The organism is Micromonospora sp. NPDC048835 (assembly GCF_040649995.1).
GTDB lineage: Bacteria > Actinomycetota > Actinomycetes > Mycobacteriales > Micromonosporaceae > Micromonospora.
In genome coordinates this window covers 87,086-103,040 of record NZ_JBEZGM010000008.1, presented here as the reverse complement: position 1 = coordinate 103,040, position 15,955 = coordinate 87,086, and the positions used below count along the sequence as shown (strand labels likewise).

The 15,955-nt window shown below is 72.8% G+C and carries 15 protein-coding genes; 6 read left to right on the top strand and 9 right to left on the bottom strand.

What is annotated here, in order from left to right; all coding sequences use genetic code 11:
- Nucleotides 1–36: 36 nt before the first annotated feature.
- A complete protein-coding gene (locus AB0C15_RS12190) occupies nucleotides 37–966 on the bottom strand; it encodes an SIS domain-containing protein (RefSeq protein WP_357351237.1) in 930 nt (309 codons plus the stop codon).
- Nucleotides 967–1,165: 199 nt separating this feature from the next.
- On the opposite strand from AB0C15_RS12190, the gene AB0C15_RS12185 reads away from it, so the two are divergent.
- The 6 genes from AB0C15_RS12185 (at nucleotide 1,166) to AB0C15_RS12160 (ending at nucleotide 6,577) form a co-directional block, all read left to right on the top strand.
- Nucleotides 1,166–1,951, top strand: a complete 786-nt coding sequence (locus AB0C15_RS12185) for a DeoR/GlpR family DNA-binding transcription regulator (RefSeq protein ID WP_091403015.1) — start codon at nucleotides 1,166–1,168, stop codon at nucleotides 1,949–1,951.
- A gap of 121 nt (nucleotides 1,952–2,072) precedes the next feature.
- Complete coding sequence (locus AB0C15_RS12180) at nucleotides 2,073–3,083, top strand: ATP-binding cassette domain-containing protein (protein ID WP_357351236.1); 1,011 nt, start codon at nucleotides 2,073–2,075, stop codon at nucleotides 3,081–3,083.
- Complete coding sequence (locus tag AB0C15_RS12175; protein ID WP_357351235.1) at nucleotides 3,080–4,096, top strand: ABC transporter permease subunit; 1,017 nt, start codon at nucleotides 3,080–3,082, stop codon at nucleotides 4,094–4,096. The genes AB0C15_RS12180 and AB0C15_RS12175 overlap by 4 nt, the downstream gene beginning before the upstream one ends.
- Nucleotides 4,097–4,302: 206 nt before the next feature.
- Nucleotides 4,303–4,707 carry a DUF3263 domain-containing protein gene (locus AB0C15_RS12170; protein ID WP_357351234.1) on the top strand — a complete coding sequence of 135 codons (405 nt, stop codon included), beginning with the start codon at nucleotides 4,303–4,305 and terminating at the stop codon, nucleotides 4,705–4,707.
- Between the two features lie 386 nt (nucleotides 4,708–5,093).
- The gene (locus tag AB0C15_RS12165) at nucleotides 5,094–5,927 is read left to right on the top strand and encodes a hypothetical protein (RefSeq protein ID WP_357351233.1); all 834 of its coding nucleotides are present in this window, start codon (nucleotides 5,094–5,096) and stop codon (nucleotides 5,925–5,927) included.
- 140 nt (nucleotides 5,928–6,067) lie between these two features.
- Entirely contained in the window at nucleotides 6,068–6,577 is a 510-nt protein-coding gene (locus AB0C15_RS12160) for a GNAT family N-acetyltransferase (RefSeq protein WP_357351232.1), read from the top strand.
- 53 nt (nucleotides 6,578–6,630) lie between these two features.
- On the opposite strand, the gene AB0C15_RS12155 is transcribed toward AB0C15_RS12160, so the two are convergent.
- From AB0C15_RS12155 to AB0C15_RS12120, 8 genes are all read right to left on the bottom strand, one after another.
- Complete coding sequence (locus AB0C15_RS12155; protein ID WP_357351231.1) at nucleotides 6,631–7,563, bottom strand: superoxide dismutase; 933 nt, start codon at nucleotides 7,561–7,563, stop codon at nucleotides 6,631–6,633.
- A gap of 93 nt (nucleotides 7,564–7,656) precedes the next feature.
- On the bottom strand, nucleotides 7,657–9,870 hold the full coding sequence (locus tag AB0C15_RS12150; protein WP_357351230.1) for an AAA family ATPase: 2,214 nt from the start codon (nucleotides 9,868–9,870) through the stop codon (nucleotides 7,657–7,659).
- A gap of 36 nt (nucleotides 9,871–9,906) precedes the next feature.
- The gene (locus tag AB0C15_RS12145; protein ID WP_357351229.1) at nucleotides 9,907–10,419 is read right to left on the bottom strand and encodes a hypothetical protein; all 513 of its coding nucleotides are present in this window, start codon (nucleotides 10,417–10,419) and stop codon (nucleotides 9,907–9,909) included.
- A gap of 39 nt (nucleotides 10,420–10,458) precedes the next feature.
- The gene (locus AB0C15_RS12140; protein WP_357351228.1) at nucleotides 10,459–11,226 is read right to left on the bottom strand and encodes an ATP/GTP-binding protein; all 768 of its coding nucleotides are present in this window, start codon (nucleotides 11,224–11,226) and stop codon (nucleotides 10,459–10,461) included.
- Nucleotides 11,204–11,692, bottom strand: coding sequence for a DUF742 domain-containing protein (locus tag AB0C15_RS12135; protein WP_357351227.1), 489 nt, complete (start codon nucleotides 11,690–11,692; stop codon nucleotides 11,204–11,206). The genes AB0C15_RS12140 and AB0C15_RS12135 overlap by 23 nt, the downstream gene beginning before the upstream one ends.
- A complete protein-coding gene (locus AB0C15_RS12130) occupies nucleotides 11,689–12,162 on the bottom strand; it encodes a roadblock/LC7 domain-containing protein (RefSeq protein ID WP_350857371.1) in 474 nt (157 codons plus the stop codon). Before AB0C15_RS12130 ends, AB0C15_RS12135 begins: the two co-directional genes overlap by 4 nt.
- Nucleotides 12,159–14,750, bottom strand: a complete 2,592-nt coding sequence (locus AB0C15_RS12125; protein WP_357351226.1) for a nitrate- and nitrite sensing domain-containing protein — start codon at nucleotides 14,748–14,750, stop codon at nucleotides 12,159–12,161. Before AB0C15_RS12125 ends, AB0C15_RS12130 begins: the two co-directional genes overlap by 4 nt.
- The gene (locus tag AB0C15_RS12120) at nucleotides 14,737–15,915 is read right to left on the bottom strand and encodes a hypothetical protein (protein ID WP_357351225.1); all 1,179 of its coding nucleotides are present in this window, start codon (nucleotides 15,913–15,915) and stop codon (nucleotides 14,737–14,739) included. Before AB0C15_RS12120 ends, AB0C15_RS12125 begins: the two co-directional genes overlap by 14 nt.
- Between the last annotated feature and the right edge of the window lie 40 nt (nucleotides 15,916–15,955).

Here is a 15,955-nt window from a genome sequence, read left to right as displayed (position 1 = left end):
ACTGCGGGGCTCGCAACCCCGGCTCACTCCTCGCGCTCACGCCAGCACCACGGAGCGGGTCAGGTGTCGGGGCGCGTCCGGGTCGAGGCCCCGGCTGGTCGCCAGCGCGACCGCGAAGCGCTGCGCCAGGATCAGGTCCGCCATCGGGTCGACCGGGGTACGGCCGGCGGACCAACTGCCGAGCACCGTGCGCCAACCGTGCGTGCGACTGTGCACGAAGGCCGCGCCGGTGGCGGCCACGTCCTCGGGCAGCCCGTCGGGCAGCTCACCGAACGCCCACACCAAGCGGCCCGGAGCGGCGACCGAGATGGGCCCGTGGCGGTAGTCCATCGCCGGGTACGCCTCGGCCCAGAAGGTGGCCGCTTCACGGCACTTCAGCGCCGCTTCCTGCGCCAGCCCGACCGTCCACCCCCGACCGAGGAAGGTGGCCTGCTCGATGGTGGCCGGGTCGATCGGCAGCGGAGAGCGCACCGCCACCTCGGCGTCGGCGGCGAGTGCGGTCACCGGGTCGCCGAGCTGGGCCCGGAGCAGGGCCAACGCGGTGGTCGCGAAGCGGGTCTGCACCACCGACCGCTCGTCGGCGAAAGGCATGGTCACGGTCGCGGTGGCCAGATGGACCGCCGGGGACGCGGGGTCACCGACGATGACTGTGGTGGGTGTCCGGCCACGCAGTGCGGCGAGCAGCTCCAGCACCTCCGTGGTGGTGCCGGACCGGGTGATCGCGATCAGCCGGTCGTAGCGGCGCCCGGCGGGGAACTCGGACGCCTGGAACGCGTCGGTCTCACCCTGGCCGGCCTGCTCGCGGCGGGCCGCGTACGCCATTGCCATGAACCACGACGTGCCGCAACCGACGACGGCGACCCGCTCGCCGGGGCGCGGCAGGTCACCGCGGACCACCTCGGCCAGGCCGGCCGCCTCCCGCCAGCAGTCGGGTTGGCTCGCGATCTCCGCGTCCACGTACGCCATGGGAACTCCTCGCAGGCCGGGGCGATGCGCAATACGGCTCGTTACAGCCGCATTTCGCGCGTTATTCTGCGCGAACGCGGGTGACCATGGCAACCGGCCGGCCGATCGCGCAGGTCAGTCTTTTGCGCCAGCCTAGTTTTGCGCACTAGTGTGCACGCAATCAATCACCGTCCGTGCAGTTGCTGGGAGGGCCCCCGCAGTGGACCGGTACGCCAGATGGAACGCCCTGCTCGAGATGTTGACCGACAACGGTCGGGTCAGCGTGGAGGCGGCAGCCGAGCGGCTGGATGTCTCCCAGGCCACCATCCGGCGTGACTTCGACCAGCTCGCGCAGCAGCAAATGATCACCAGGACCCGGGGTGGCGCGGTTGCGAACGGCGTGTCGTACGACCTGCCGCTGCGCTACAAGACGGCCAAGCACTCGGCCGAGAAGCAGCGGATCGGGGCGGCCGCCGCGGCGCTGGTCACGCCCGGCACCGTGGTCGGCCTGAACGGCGGCACCACAAGCACCGAGGTGGCGAGGGCGCTCGCCGTACGACCGGATCTGAACACCAGCGCGGAGGGTGCCCAGCTCACCGTGGTGACGAACGCGCTGAACATCGCCAACGAGTTGCTGGTCCGATCCCGGATGAAGGTCGTGGTGGCCGGCGGTGTGGTGCGCCCGAAGTCGTTCGAGCTGGTCGGCCCTCTGGGCGGGGCGCTGCTGCGCGAGGTCACCCTGGACGTCGCCCTGCTCGGGGTGGATGCGATCGACCCGCAGCTCGGTGCCGCCGCCCACCACGAGGGGGAGGCGGCGATGAACAACCTGATGGTGGCCCGCGCCAAGCGCGTGGTGATCATCGCGGACTCGTCCAAACTGGGGGGTCACGCCTTCGCCCGGATCTGCCCGGTCGAGCGGGTGGAGACGCTGGTGACCGACTCCGGTGCCGCGCCGGAGGTGGTGGACGCGTTCCGCGCCGCGGGCGTCCAGGTCATCTGCGCCTGATCGGTCACTCTCCGTCGATGAATTGACCTGATCGGCGCGTCACTGCATACCGCGTATTGCGCGCTCCTGCATACCGCGTATGGTGTCCGCTGTCACGCCCATTCATCGGGGGAGGTGCAGCTTGCCAGCTGTCCTGGAGATCGAAGGTCTACGTAAGACGTACAAGAGTCGTCGACGCGGCACCCGCAACGCGCTCGACGGCTTCGACATGCGGGTCGACGCGGGGCAGGTGCACGGCTTCCTGGGCCCCAACGGGTCCGGCAAGACCACTACGCTGCGTACCCTGCTCGGCCTGATCCGACCCGACGGCGGCCGGATGTCGCTGCTCGGTCACGAGGTTCCCGACTCGCTGCCCACCGTCGCCGGCCAGGTCGGCGCGATCGTGGAGAGCCCGCAGTTCTTCCCGCACTTCACGGCACGGGACACGCTCTCCCTGCTCGCCGGGGCGGGCGAGGTGCCGAGCCCTCGGGTCGACGAGGTGCTTGAACTCGTCGGGCTGCGCGACCGGGCCGGCGAACGGGTCAAGACGTACTCGTTGGGCATGAAGCAGCGGCTCGCCGTGGCCTCGGCCCTGTTGAAGAACCCGAAGCTGCTCATCCTCGACGAGCCGGCCAACGGCCTCGACCCGGGCGGCATCCGGGAGATGCGCACGCTGATGCGCACCCTCGCCGAGTCCGGAATGACAGTGCTGCTGTCCAGCCACATCCTCGGCGAGATCCAGCTCATCTGCGACTCGGTCACCATCATCTCGCTGGGCCGACGGGTCGCGTTCGGCCCCGTCGACGAGGTGCTCGCGCAGCACTCGTCAGGTGCGGTCCGGATCCGGCTGGAGGCGGTCAGTGACCTGCCGATCGCCACCGAGGCGCTCACTCAGGCCGGAATCCGGGTGACCGGCCACCCGGACCACCTGATGCTTGCCGGCGTCGACAAGCCGGCGTCGGTGACGCGGCTGCTCGCCGAGAAGAACCTCTACGTCAGCGAGTTGGCGCCGATCGCCGTCGATCTGGAGAGTGTCTTCCTCGAACTGACCGCCACCGCGCCGGTACCCGGTCAGCACCGGCAGGTCGACGAGTCCATGAAGGTCGGCGGGACGGGTCAGCCCGGTCCCGCCGGGGGAGGGTGGGGCGCGTGAGCCTCTTTCGTACGGAGCTGCGCCGGCTCACCAAGCGGCGCTTCACCCGCTACTCGACACTGCTCGGCCTGCTCGTGCTCGTCGCGGTCGTGGTCGGGGTGTTCTTCACCAACCAGAAGATCGACGCTGGCCAGCTTGCCCGGGCCGAGCGGCAGGCCGACCAGCAGTACCAGGAGCAGGTGCGCTGGAGCGAGCAGGAGCGCGCCGAGTGCGAGAAGGCCAAGACGGCCGGTACCTCGACCGACGGCCGCTACCCGGACGACTGCTCGGTGATCACAGCCCCGCCCCGGGACCAGATCCAGGCGAGTTGGTTCCTGCCCTCGACGTTCGACTTCAAGGAGACGTTCGACGAGACGCTGATTCCGTTCGCGGCGATCCTCGCCCTGGTCGGGTTCGTCGTCGGAGCGTCCTTCGTCGGTGCCGAGTGGAGCACCGGCGGCATGATGAACCTGCTGCTCTGGCGGCCGAAGCGGCTCACCGTGCTGCTCACCAAGCTGGCTGCGCTGCTCACCGGCATCCTGGCGGTGACGCTTCCGGCCGCGGTGCTGTGGATCGCCGGGTTCTGGGCGGTCGCCACGTTCCGGGGCAGCACCGAGAAGATGACCTCCGGGGTGTGGCAGTCGTTCCTGCTGACCGGTCTGCGCGGAGTGGCGCTGGTGCTGGTGCTCACCACCATCGGCTTCGCCCTCGCCTCGCTGGGTAGGCACACCGCGATGGCCCTCGGCGGCGTGGTGGCGGTGATGGTGGTCGGTCAGTTCGGCCTGGGCATCCTGCTGGGGATGGCGGGCGTGCGGTTCGCCGAGGCATGGCTGCTGCCCACGTACATCCTGGCCTGGATGACGAAGACGGTCACCCTGCAGGACTGGAACTCCTGCAACGCGACCTACTTCGGCGAATGTAAGCCGGCGACGATGGAGATCACCTGGCAGCAGTCCTCCGTGCTGCTCTCGGTCTCGGTGTTGGTGATCCTCGGGGCCGCCCTCTGGACGATGCGTCGCCGCGACATCACCTGATGCCGGCGCGCGGTTGATGCCGGTGCCAGGTTGATGCCGGTGCCCGGTTGATGCCGGCGCGCGGTTGATGCCGGTGCTCGACGGGAAGGCCCTCGGCTCGTGCCGGGGGCCTTCGTGTCGTCGTGGGCGCGACAGGTCCGCGACGCTCACATGGCTGGCCGCGCCGGCTGGTGCGACCCGGATCGTCCCTGGCTAGGCTGAGTGTCATGTCCGCCGACGCCACCCCGGCCACGCCCGAGCCGTCCACTGACGCTCGTCCGGGCGACGCCCCGGGTGCGGTCGGGCCGGCGGTACCGACGCCGCGGCCAGCGCCGCCGATCGAGAGCACCGACGATTCTTCACCGGACGGTGGCGCGGATGTCGAACCCGCAGGGCCGGCGGTCGGGCTCACCGAGCGGGAGCGGGCCATCCTCGCCTTCGAGCAGCAGTGGTGGCGGCACGCCGGCGCCAAGGAGCAGGCCGTCCGGGACACCTTCGGGATCTCGTCGACCCGGTACTACCAACTGCTCAACGGTCTGCTGGACAATCCGGCCGCCCTCGCGGCCGACCCGGTGCTGATCAGCCGCCTCCGCCGCCTGCGCTCCTCCCGAGCCCGCAACCGCCGCCGCTGACCCCGCCCCGCCCGCGCTCTGCCCTCGCCCCCGCCCGCCCCACCCCCGCTTCACCCCCGCCGAGCCCCCGCCCCGCCGAGCCCCGCCTCGTCGATCTTGCAGTTCCTGTCGCCGTTTAGCGTTCTATGGGGCTTTTGTCGGGACACAAAGTGCAAGATCGCGGGGACGGTCGGCGGGCCGCGCGGGGGTTGGGGCCGCGCGGGGGGTGCGGCCGCGGGGCGGGCGGGGCGGGCGCGCGGGCGGGCGTGGGCCGCATGCCGGCTGGCGGGGCGGGTAGGCGGGAGGTTTCCGGGGTCGCCTGCGGCCTTGGGCCCAGGGAGGGAGTGGGACATGACGGCAACGAACCAGAGCGGCGCAGGACAGCAGGCCCGGGGCTGGCGTCGGTGATGCGGGTATGTTCCGCGTCGGCGCCAGCCCCGGGCCGGCCGGTCAACGAGGATCTGGTCTTCCGGTTCGGGCCGTTGGTCGGTGTCCTGGACGGTGCGACGGTGCCGGACGGCTTCGACACCGGCTGTGTGCACGGTCCCGAGTGGTACGTCCGGCACCTGGCCGCCCGGCTCGGTGTCGCCGAGGCGGTACGCCCCGCCGCCCGGCTCACCAGCAACCTGGCCGCGGCCATCCTCGCGGTACGCGCCGACCACGGCGGGCAGTGCGACCTCGACCATCCGGGCACCCCGTCCAGCACGGTCTGTCTGCTGCGGGAGTGCGGCGACCAGGTGGACTATCTGGTGCTCTGCGACAGCCCACTCGTCCTCGATCTTGCCGGGCAGGTGAGTGTGGTCACCGACAACCGGCTGGACGCGGCGATGGCGGAGCTGCGGGAGACCGTGGCCGTGGTGCCGGGCGGCGGGGCGGACCCGGTCACCCGGTTCCGGCACGCCGTGAGCGTTCAGCGGGAGCGGATGAACCGCACCCACGGCTACTGGGTGGCGGCCTCCGACCCGGATGCGGCGTTTCACGCGGTGACCGGGACCGCGCCCCGGCACGGTCCGGGGGCGCTCCGGCGGGCGGCGCTGCTCAGTGACGGAGCGTCGAGCGCGGTGGAGCAGTTCGCGCTCACCGACTGGGCTGGTCTGCTGGACCTGCTCAGTGTCGACGGTCCGGGCGCCCTGATCGACCGGGTCCGGGACGCCGAGCGCGACCACCCCGACCGGCTGCGCCGGCACAAGTCCACCGACGACGCGTCGGTGGTGTTCTGCGAGTTCGGGGAGACGGTTTGAGCGTTCGACACCCGGTCGGGTGACAACAGAGCGTGATGTGGAACACCCGGGCCGCCCGACCGGCCGGTACCGCTACCCGGACCGCCAGTGGATGGCCAATGGGGTGGACTTCGGCCGATGAGGGCGGCAGACTGCGGCACGTGGCGGGTGCGGTCCGGCTGGAGCCGGTGGACGAGCGGAACCTGGAGCCGTTGCTCTCCGTAGCGGCTGCGGAGGCGGAGCCGGGTGACGTGATGCCCCCGGTCGAGGCGCCTGCCGGCTGGTCGCTCGCCCGCCGCGAGGCGTTCCGCGAATTTCACCGGGCGAGCTTCGGCGGGCTGGACGGCCCGACCGGTTCGCAGATGTACGCCATCCTCGTCGGCGGCGAGGTGCTGGGCATGGTCCGAATGACGCGCTGTGACGAGCCGCGCACGGTGGAGACCGGGATGTGGCTCGGCCGGTCGGCGCGCGGGCAGGGGATCGGCGCGGCGGCTCTGCGGGAGTTGCTGAACGCCGCCGCTCTGGCGGGCATGCGGGCGGTGGTCGCCGAGACGACGAAGGACAACGTCGGCGCGATCGCCGTACTCGAAAAATGCGGCGCGAAACTGCGCGAGGACGACGGCAAGGTCCGCGCCGAGATCTGCCTGGATTCGACGCCGCCCGCGTTGTGAGGTGCGCCCGGCGGGGTCGGCGGCGACCGGTGGGCCGCCGCCGACCGCCTCGGTCAGGCCGGTACGCGGACGATGTCGTAGTCGGTGCTCGGCGTCGACTCCACGTCGAACCGGCCGTTCACCACGTACAACGCCGAGCCGAGCAGGTCGCCGGTGGCCGGTGAACGCAGCAGCGGGCTGGTGATCTCGCGCTGCACCACACCTGCGGTGTAGCCGGCGTTCAACCGGACCACCGCGATGATGTTCGACAGGTTCCGGATCACGTGCAGGGTGCGACCACGCAGCACCAGACCGTCGGCCCGGTCCACCGAGTAGCCGCCCAGGTCGAAGAGGCGGCTGCCGCCGGTACGCGGGTCGACGCGGACCAGTTGGCCGGTCAGCATCTGCGCGACGAGCAGGTCACCGTTCGGCAGGGCCACGATCCCGTTGTTGAACGCGTCCGGGGTCGCGCCCGGACCGGTGAGTGGCAGCACCCGGAAGGCGTCGGGGGCCGGCAGTCGACCGCTCGGGCCCAGCGGCACCACGTACAGCACCGGCCGGACGGAGTCGGTGAAGTAGATCGCCCGTTCGGTGATCACCAGGTCGTTGACCAGGGTGTTGGGGTCGGTGGTGAACTGGTATTGGGCCAACCGGGTGCCGCTGCCCGGGTCGTACACGCTGGCGCCGCCACCGTAGAAGTCGGCGGTCCAGAGCCGACCCTGCCGGTCGAGCTTGATGCCCGCCTTGGCGGTCCCCGGTGTGCCGGGAATCAGCACCGAGCCGCGTCCGGTGCGTAAGTCACCCCGCCACACGGCACCGTCCAGGACGGAGCCCACGTAGACCGTGGTGCCCCGGCCGATCGTCAGTCCTTCCGGGGTGTAGCCGTTCGGCAGCGCGATGCGGGCGGGGAACGGCTTCGCCGGGTGAGCCGTCGCCGGTGCGCCGACCGAGACCAGGGTCGCCGCCGCCACGAGGGGGACGAGGAGGAGAGAGAGCCGCTTGCGCAAGGAACACCACCTGACGTCGCAGTGGATGACTCCACTGAGGAATGTGACGTACTAGGGACGTCCGGGGCGCGGCGAAAGGTTGTGCCGGTCGGATCACTCCCGGTTGGCGGCGTACGTGGCCAGCCACTCGACCTGGGCCGGGTCCAACGACGGGCGGACCCGGGCCCGCGCGGCCGACACGTGTTCGGCGGTGACCGTGGCGGCGGCGAGCGACTCCCGCATCGCGGCCAGCGCCGCCTCGCGGACCAGCGCCGCGCAGTCCGCGGCGGAGAAGCCGGTCAGCTCGTCGCCGAGGGCGGACAGGTCGACGTCCGGTGCCAACGGCACCTGCCGGGACGCGGCCCGCAGGATCTCCGCGCGGGCGGGCCCGTCCGGTGGCGGCACGTAGACCAGCCGCTCCAACCGGCCCGGCCGCAGCAGCGCCGGGTCGATCAGGTCCGGTCGGTTCGTCGCGCCGACCACCACCACGTTGCGCAGCGTCTCGACCCCGTCCAACTCGGTGAGCAGGGCGGCGACCACCCGGTCCGTGGTGCCCCCGTCGGTGGCCTGGCCGCGTACCGGGGCCAGCGCGTCCACCTCGTCGAGGAAGATCAGCGTGGGGGCCGCCTCGCGGGCCCGCCGGAACAGCTCGCGGACCGCGCGTTCGCTCTCCCCGACCCACTTGGAGAGCAGCTCGGCACCCTTGACGGACAGCACGTTGGCCCGCCCCGACCCGGCCAGCGCGGTGACCAGGAAGGTCTTGCCGCAACCAGGCGGCCCGTAGAGCAGCACGCCGCGCGGTGGCTGCACCCCGAGCCGGGCGAAGGTGTCCGGATAGGTGAGCGGCCACAGCACCGACTCGGTGAGCGACTGTTTGACCTCGTCCAGGCCGCCCACATCGTCGAGGGTCACCGAGGCCAGGTCCAGGGTGGACGTCGCCATGGTGGTGGGCCGGACCACCTCCCGGGCGGCGGTGAAGTCGGCCATCGACACCGTCGGCGTCTCGGCGGACTTCTGCCGCAGCGCCGCGCGTACCCCGGCCTCCCGGACCAGTGCGGCCAGGTCCGCCGCGACGAACCCGGGGGTACGCGCGGCTACGTCGTCCAGCCGGACGTCGTCGGCCAACGGCACCTGCCGGGTCAGCACGGTGAGCTGCTCGCGGCGCAGCGCCTGGTCGGGAAGCGGCACGCTGATCCGCAACGACAGCAGGTCGGGTGCGCGCAGCGCCGAATCGACCGCCTCCGGTCGACCCGAGGTGCAGACCACGGCGACACCGGCGCGGATGCTCTCCGCGAGCACCTGACGGAACACCGTCGCCACCGGGCCGGGGTCGTCCGCGGGTGCGAGCGCCTCCACGTCGGTGACCAGCAGCACCGCCGGGCCGCCGGCTCGGGCCGCCGTCGCCGCTGCCCGCAACCGCTCGGCGGCGGCCTGGTTGGACAGCGCGGCCAGCTCGGGTGCCCAGATCGGGTGGACGCGTGCGCCGACCCGGGCGGCCACGGCCCGGACCAGCGCCGACTTGCCGGAGCCGGCCGGGCCGACGAGCAACACCCCCAGTGAGATGGTGGTGCCGAGCCGGCCCAGCACCTCCCGGTGGTGGAAGCCGAGGTCGAGCAGCTCGGTCAGCTCCTCGGCCTGGGCGCGCAGCCCGGGCAGCTCGTCCACGTCGGGTGCGTCCCCGGTCGCAACCGCGTCGGCGCTCGCACCCGGCCGGGCCGGCGTCGCTCCGACCGGGGCCGGTCCACCGTGGGTGGTCGCGCCGTGCTGCCAACCGGTCACCGTGCCCATGGTGACGAGCGCGCCGTCCGCAGGTTCGACCGTGACCACGGTGAGCAGGGTGCTGGTCCAGGCGAAACCGACGGTGTTGGCCAGGCTGTGCCGCGCCGCCTCGACCAGGCCGCGGACCGAGGCGTCCGGCAGCACGTCCTGCGGCAGCAGCGACACGTCGTCGCCGGCGGTGAGCACCTTGCCCAGCAGGGCGAGCCGGAGCATCTCCGGGCTGACCGCCGCGACGACCCCCACCGGCCCGGCCAGCACGACCCGGCTCGCCGGAACCAACGGCACCGGGCTCACCCGCACCTGGCCACCGTCGCGCAGGCCCAGGTTGCCCAACGTCAGGTCGTCGGCGTACAGCAGGGCGCTGCTCGCGCCCGTCCCGGCCGCCGCGGCGATCCCGGCCGTCTCCCGACGGCCGGCGAGGCGGACCGGGTCGCCGGGGGAGAGGCCCAGCGCGGTGAGCGCCTCCGGGTGCAGGCGCACGATGCCCCGTCGGGCGTCCAGCGCCGCCGGTCGCAGGCTCGCCGTCAAAGTCAGGTCGGGTTGCGCCACTGCCCGACCGTAGCCGCCGGCAGCCAGCCCCGCCGGTCAGCGCCGCGGATCCAGCTCGTCCAGGAGCGTCGGGTCGCGTCGGATCAGCTCGGCCAGCCGGGCCGCCGGGTCCGGGGTCAACCCGTCCGGGCCGGGCGCCCACGCGGGCACCGTCCGCCCGGAGAGCGGCCAGGCCGGCGGCGGTTCCACCGGGGTCGGCGGGGGCACCGGCCCGACCGTGACGGTGGGCCCGTCCCAGGAGACCCGCATCGGGTACGTCCGCCCGTCATGCTCCACCTGCACGGTCACCACCAGCCCGGGGTACGCCTCGACGACCTGGCGGACCACCTCGGCCACCTCCTCGACCGGCCCCCAACCGGCCACGTCGTTCGGAGCCTCCACCCCCGCGTGCCGAGGGTCGTGTCGACCCGATCGGGCGTTGCGGGTGTCGCCGCCGAGGCCGGGCGGGCTCGACGGTGCGGTGGTGTCGTCACGGTCGGTGGCCCGACGGCGCGACGCCTCCTCACGTCGAGCCAGCCGGGCCAGCGTCTCGTCCAGGTCGCCCCTCACCAGATCACCCTCTTCCCGCCACGGCCGGAGCCGGTCGGCTCAGGCCCTCCTGTCCCGGGTGGCGCGATCCAGCGCGCGGTCCAGGACGACCAGGAGGGCGTCCCGCACCGAGAGCCGGTCGCGGGCGTCGAACTGCACCAGGGGTACATGATCGCCGATGGCCAGCGCCCAGCGGATCTCGCCGAGTTCCAGGGCCAGTCGACCGTCGAAGGCGTTGACCCCGACGACGAACGGCAGCCCGGCCCGTTCGAAGAAGTCGATGGCCGGGAAGCAGTCGTCGAGTCGTGCGCTGTCCACCACCACGAGCGCGCCGAGCGCGCCCCGGGCCAGGTCGTCCCACATGAAGCCGAACCGGGTCTGCCCCGGGGTGCCGAACAGGTAGAGCTTCAGGCTGCGATCGATCGTCACGCAGCCGAAGTCCATCGCCACCGTGGTCGTGGTCTTGGCAGACCGGGCACCCGGGTCGTCCACGCCGATGCCGGCGCTCGTCATCTCGGCCTCGGTGGTCAGCGGTGCGATCTCGGAGATCGCACCCACGGTGGTGGTCTTGCCCACCCCGAAGCCACCGGCCACCAGGATCTTCACCGGGATCGGCGGTGCGGCCGGCTTACCCGGCGAGGGCGACACCGACTGCGCAGACGGGGGCCGGTACGGCGGCGGTGCGGTCGGCGACGCGGTCGGCGGTGGGCCGGCCCGCCCGATTATCGGCCCGGTGCCGGGGGACATGCCGTATCGGGCGGCGGCGCTGTTCGCGGCGACCCCGCCGAGCGGGGCGGCCGGCCATTCAGGAGATCGCACGGAGTCCATCAATCACTCGCAGGATGAGATCGGGATCGACAGCGTCGTCGGTGTCGTTGACGTGCACGTCCAGGTGCCCGGCGGCGCGCAGGTCGCCGACCAGGACCCGCACCACGCCGAAGTGCAGCCGGGCGCGGGCCGAGATCTCGGCCACCGAGATCGGCTCGGCGCAGAGCGCGATGATCGTCTGAAGCTCCGGTGCCAGCAGGGTGCCGGGTGGGCCCGCCCACCAGCCGCTCTCCGCGCGGAGGGTCACCTGGGTCTCCAGGCCGATCGCCGGGTCGGCGCCGGCAACCCGCCCGGAGGTCAGCACGAACGGACGGGGACCGGCCGGCTGGTCCCCGTCCGACTCCGGCTCGGACTGCGCCGGTGTCGCCGTCGCGCCACCCCCGGCCGGGGGTGGCGTACGCAGGTACGGGCGGATCCGAACCCTGGGTTCCGGATCCGGATCCTCGCCGGCGACGTCGGGGGTCACTGCTGAACGGCGTTCTTCAACTCGACGATCAGTCGCGGGGTCAGGGCGCCACCGGCCCGCCCGGCGAAGAGCGTCATCTCGTACGCGACGGTGCCCAGGTTCGCCGAACGGTCGGCGACCACCCCGAGCACGGAACCGCTGCTGATCGCGCTGATCAGCAGGTAGCCGTCGGCCATGTCGACGATCACCCGGTTCAGACCGCCGAGCGCGTACCAACTGGCGGCCCCGCCGGCGAGGCTCGTCATCCCGGACACCACGGCGGCCAACCGCTCCGCGTTGGACCGATCCTTGATCGCCGACATGGCCATCAGCAGGCCGTCCGAGGAGACCGCGATCGCCTCCAGGACACCCGCGGTGCTGGAGGTGAAGGAGTCGAGCAACCAGTTGAACGTACGGGCCTCCGGGCTGAGGTCCCCATTGGTGCTCGGCTGACTCTGGTCGACATTGTCGTGCAGGAAGGGGCTGGTCACCGTGATGATCCTTCTTCGTTCCGGTGGTCGGGGCTGACTTCGCGGAGAGCGCGGGCGACGCCCGCCTCGAACTCGCTGATGAGGTCACGGACCTCGGCCGGGTCACCGAGGTGCGTACTTGGCGGTTGGCAGGCCGGGATGGCGGTGAGGTTCGCCCCCGGGACCCGTCGACTCAGCCGCGGCTGCTCCGCTGCGGCATCGGTGGAGCCGCCGCCACGTGGCACCGCGGGGCCGGCGCCGCCCGGCGTACTGGGCAGGTCGAGGGTGCCCAGGTCCACCCCGGCAGCCCCGGAGCTGGTCGTCCGCGTCGACGCGCTGTCGAGGCCCGGTGCCACCTGCAGCTCGGCGCGTCGTACCCCGGCTTGGAAGGCCTCGACGAGCGCGAGGGCTTCGGCGGGGTCCGCGCCTGTCGCGTCCACCGGCCGGGTCGGCGCGGCGGTGGCCTGCAGGGTGGCCCCGGGGACCCGCTGCCGCACCCGTGGTCCGGCCGGCTTGCCCGCCGGCTCCGGGCTCGGGGTCTCGGCAACGACCTGCTCCGGCTGGATCCGACCGAACGCGTTCCAGGACGGGCCGGCGTCCAGGCTGCGGGTGGCCCGGCTGAGCAGGTCCGAGTCGAAGCGGGCCGGCGCGGCGACGGCCACCGCGGCGGGCTGCTTGACGTCGGGCGTCGCCGTCGTACGCCGATCCCGTTCCGGCACCGCCGCGCGGGCCACGGCGGCCCCGGCGCGGTCGGCGCGGCGCAGCACCAGCGACGTCGTCGGGATCTCCAGCTGTGCGGTCACTCCGCCGCCGCCGGTGGCGGCAAGGGCGACCTGCCAGCCGTGCCGACGGGCCAACCGGCCCACCACGAAGAGACCGAGCACCTCGGTCGGAGTCAGGTCGAGTCGTTCCCGTCGGGTGAACCTGGCGTTCTCCTCGGCCAGTCGTTGTTCGCTCATGCCGATGCCGTGGTCCACCACGGTGAGCCGCGCGCCGAGGCCGGACGTCTCGGCGGCCACCAGCACCCGGGTGTGCGGCGGGGAGAAGACCGTGGCGTTCTCCATCAGCTCGGCAAGTGCCAGCACGAGGTCACCGACCACCGCCGGCGCGGCCGAGACGCCCGCCGGCACCTGCACCTCCACCCGGGTGTAGTCCTCGATCTCACCGAGCGCCAACCGGACCACGTCGGCAAGCGGCACCGGCGCGGTGTGCGCGTCGGCCCCGGCCGATCCGGAGAGCACCACGAGGCTGCCGGCGTTGCGCCGCAACCGGCTGGAGATGTGGTCGAGCCGGTACAGGTGCTCCAGCCGGCCCGGGTCGGCCTCCTGCTGTTCCAGCCGGTCGATGAGCGCGATCTGCCGGCCCACCAGATTCTGGGTACGCCGCCCGACGTGGCCGAACATCTGCGCCACGTTGCGCCGGCCGGCGACCTGCCGCTCGACCAACTGCGCCGCCGTGTTCTGCACCCGGTCGAAGGCCCGCGCCAGGTCGCCGATCTCGTCGTTGGCGCGGATGTCCACCGGCTCCAGCCGGACCGACTGGGGTCTCTCCGTCTCGTCGTCGGTGACCCGGACCAGCTCCGCCTCGGCGACCCGGGCGACCCGGTCGGCCGAGCGGGTGAGGCGGGTCAGGGGTCGGGCCACCGTCCGCGCCACCGCCACGCTGAGCAGCACCACGAGCGCCAGGATCAACGCCGCCACGGCACCGACGAGGTACGCGGCGGTAAGCGCGCGCTGCTGCTCGGCCGTCACCTCGGCGAGCACGTCGGCGACGAGCTTCTTCTCGACGAACTGACCGAGCCGGATCATCGTGCGGACGGCCGGGAAGAGCGCCTCCATCGGTACGGGGCGGACCGCGGCGGCCGGGTCCCGGGCACTCTTGACCAGGAAGTCCGGGCTGGTACGCGCGGCCACCGCCGCGTCGTTGAGCTGCGCCACCGTCAACTGCTCCGGCGTGATCAGGCTGCGGAACCGCGAGTTGTCGACCTGGAGCGCGGCGATGCACGCCACGTACCCGGCGGTGGTGTCCGGGGTGCCGATCGCCTTGACCAGCAGGCTCAGGGTGGCGCAGGCGGCCAGGCCCTCGTCGGCGCGGAGCAGCCCGTCGAGGGCGAGCACCTGACGACCCGGCAGCGTGTCGGTGTCCACCCCGAACACCAGCCGCAGGGACTCGATGATCCCGATGTTGACCGGGCGGAAGGCGTCCATCACCTGCCCCGGGTTCGCGGCGCGGGCCAGGACGGCACTCCGCAGGTCGATGAGGTTGGACACGGCGTCGAGGGCCCGTTCGACCCGGTCGGTGAGCGCGTCGCTGCGGGCCGCCCGGATGTCGGCCACCCGGTCGTCCACGTCGGCGGACTTGCGGACCAGTTCGCTGCGGTCGACCCGGCCGAGCAGGAAGCCGACGGAGAGGATGCGCTCCTGCTGGAGGTCCTGGACCAGGCTGCCGACCCGGCTGGCGAGGCGTACCCGCTCGGCGGTGTCGTCGGCCCGCTGTGCCGCGGCGGCCCGGTCGAGCATCACCGGCACGGCCAGGCCGACCATGCTGAGTAGCGGGATCACCACGAGCAGCGCGAGCTTGCCGCGGATCCGGAGCCTACCGAGCAGCATCGAACGCCCCCCACTGTGTCGTCTCCGGGTCCCGGGCAGCGCCGACCGGTTGCAGCGCACGCTGCTCGTCGGTCGGCGATTGCCAGGGGTCGCGCTGCGGCGGGGAGTCGAGGCTCCCCGTGTGGGTGGCGGCCAGGGCGGCCCGACGGCGTGCCCGGCGGCCGGCGACGACAAGCAACGCGGCGAGCCAGCTCAGCAACAGCACGGCGACGACCCCCGCCCCGGCGGTCAGCCAGCGGTCCCGGTCGAGCCGATCGATGCGCTCGGCCAGCAGGGCGTCCAGCTCGGTGAGGATGACGGGCTGAAGTTGGCGGGCCGAGCGGTGCGAGTTGAGCGCGGCGGCGTTCAACTGGTCCGGGTTGACCACGCCCGTCTCCCTGCCCGGCAGGGAGTACCCGGCGAGCGCCTCCACCGACCGCTGGTAGGTGTCCAGCGGGGTCAGCACGTTGGCACCGAAGTCGGTGCTCTCCGAACCGTCCACGGCCGAGCGGAGGTTGTCGACCAGGTCGGCGGCGGGCGTCAGGGCGGACACCCGTAGGCCGGTCAGCTCCATCAGGCCGCGCGGTTTCTCGGCGGCCGGCCGGCGGGAGACAAGCGTGCCGAGGTCGGCGAGCCGGCCAGCGGCGACCACCGCCTCGGGCAGTTCCTGGCCGGCGCTGTCCTGGAGGAAGAACGAGTCCTCCTCGGGGTCGCGGACCAGCCCGGAACTCTCCCGGACCTTGCGGTGCAGGGCCAGCAGCAGGTCGGAGACCTCACCGTACGCGGTGAAGGCGGCCTCGGGGTCGGTGGCGTTGCGGCCGCGCAGCGCCTCCAACTTGGCCCGTACGCCGGCCCAGCGTTCCTGGCTGAGCAGCTCGCCGCCGATGCGGGCGTCCACCGCGGCGGCGGTTTCGACCGCGCCGTTCAACGCCTCCCGTGCGACGGGGCGGCCGTTGACCGCGTTGGACTGGGCCTCGACCAGGGCGTCGGTGACCGCCGCCAGCGCGGTGAGGTACTCCACGCCGAGCCGTTCTCGGGTGGCGAGGTCCCGGTCGGCCGTGATCTGCCGCCAGTTCGACGTCACGAGCAGGCCCAACGGTGCCAGCAGTGCTCCGATGAGCAGCAGGGGCAGCAGTCGGCCCAGCGTGGACGGCCGTCGACGGGCCCGCGGCGCGGGGATCGTCATGTGTGTCTCCTCCGGCGTGGGGCGCGGATCGGGGCGGCGT

What these genes read in the sequence shown, in the direction of transcription:
- AB0C15_RS12125 (WP_357351226.1), bottom strand. Translation starts at nt 14,750, where the DNA reads ATGCTGCTCGGTAGGCTCCGGATCCGCGGCAAGCTCGCGCTGCTCGTG.
- AB0C15_RS12165 (WP_357351233.1), top strand. Translation starts at nt 5,094, where the DNA reads ATGCGGGTATGTTCCGCGTCGGCGCCAGCCCCGGGCCGGCCGGTCAAC.
- AB0C15_RS12170 (WP_357351234.1), top strand. Translation starts at nt 4,303, where the DNA reads ATGTCCGCCGACGCCACCCCGGCCACGCCCGAGCCGTCCACTGACGCT.
- AB0C15_RS12190 (WP_357351237.1), bottom strand. Translation starts at nt 966, where the DNA reads ATGGCGTACGTGGACGCGGAGATCGCGAGCCAACCCGACTGCTGGCGG.
- AB0C15_RS12140 (WP_357351228.1), bottom strand. Translation starts at nt 11,226, where the DNA reads ATGGACTCCGTGCGATCTCCTGAATGGCCGGCCGCCCCGCTCGGCGGG.
- AB0C15_RS12120 (WP_357351225.1), bottom strand. Translation starts at nt 15,915, where the DNA reads ATGACGATCCCCGCGCCGCGGGCCCGTCGACGGCCGTCCACGCTGGGC.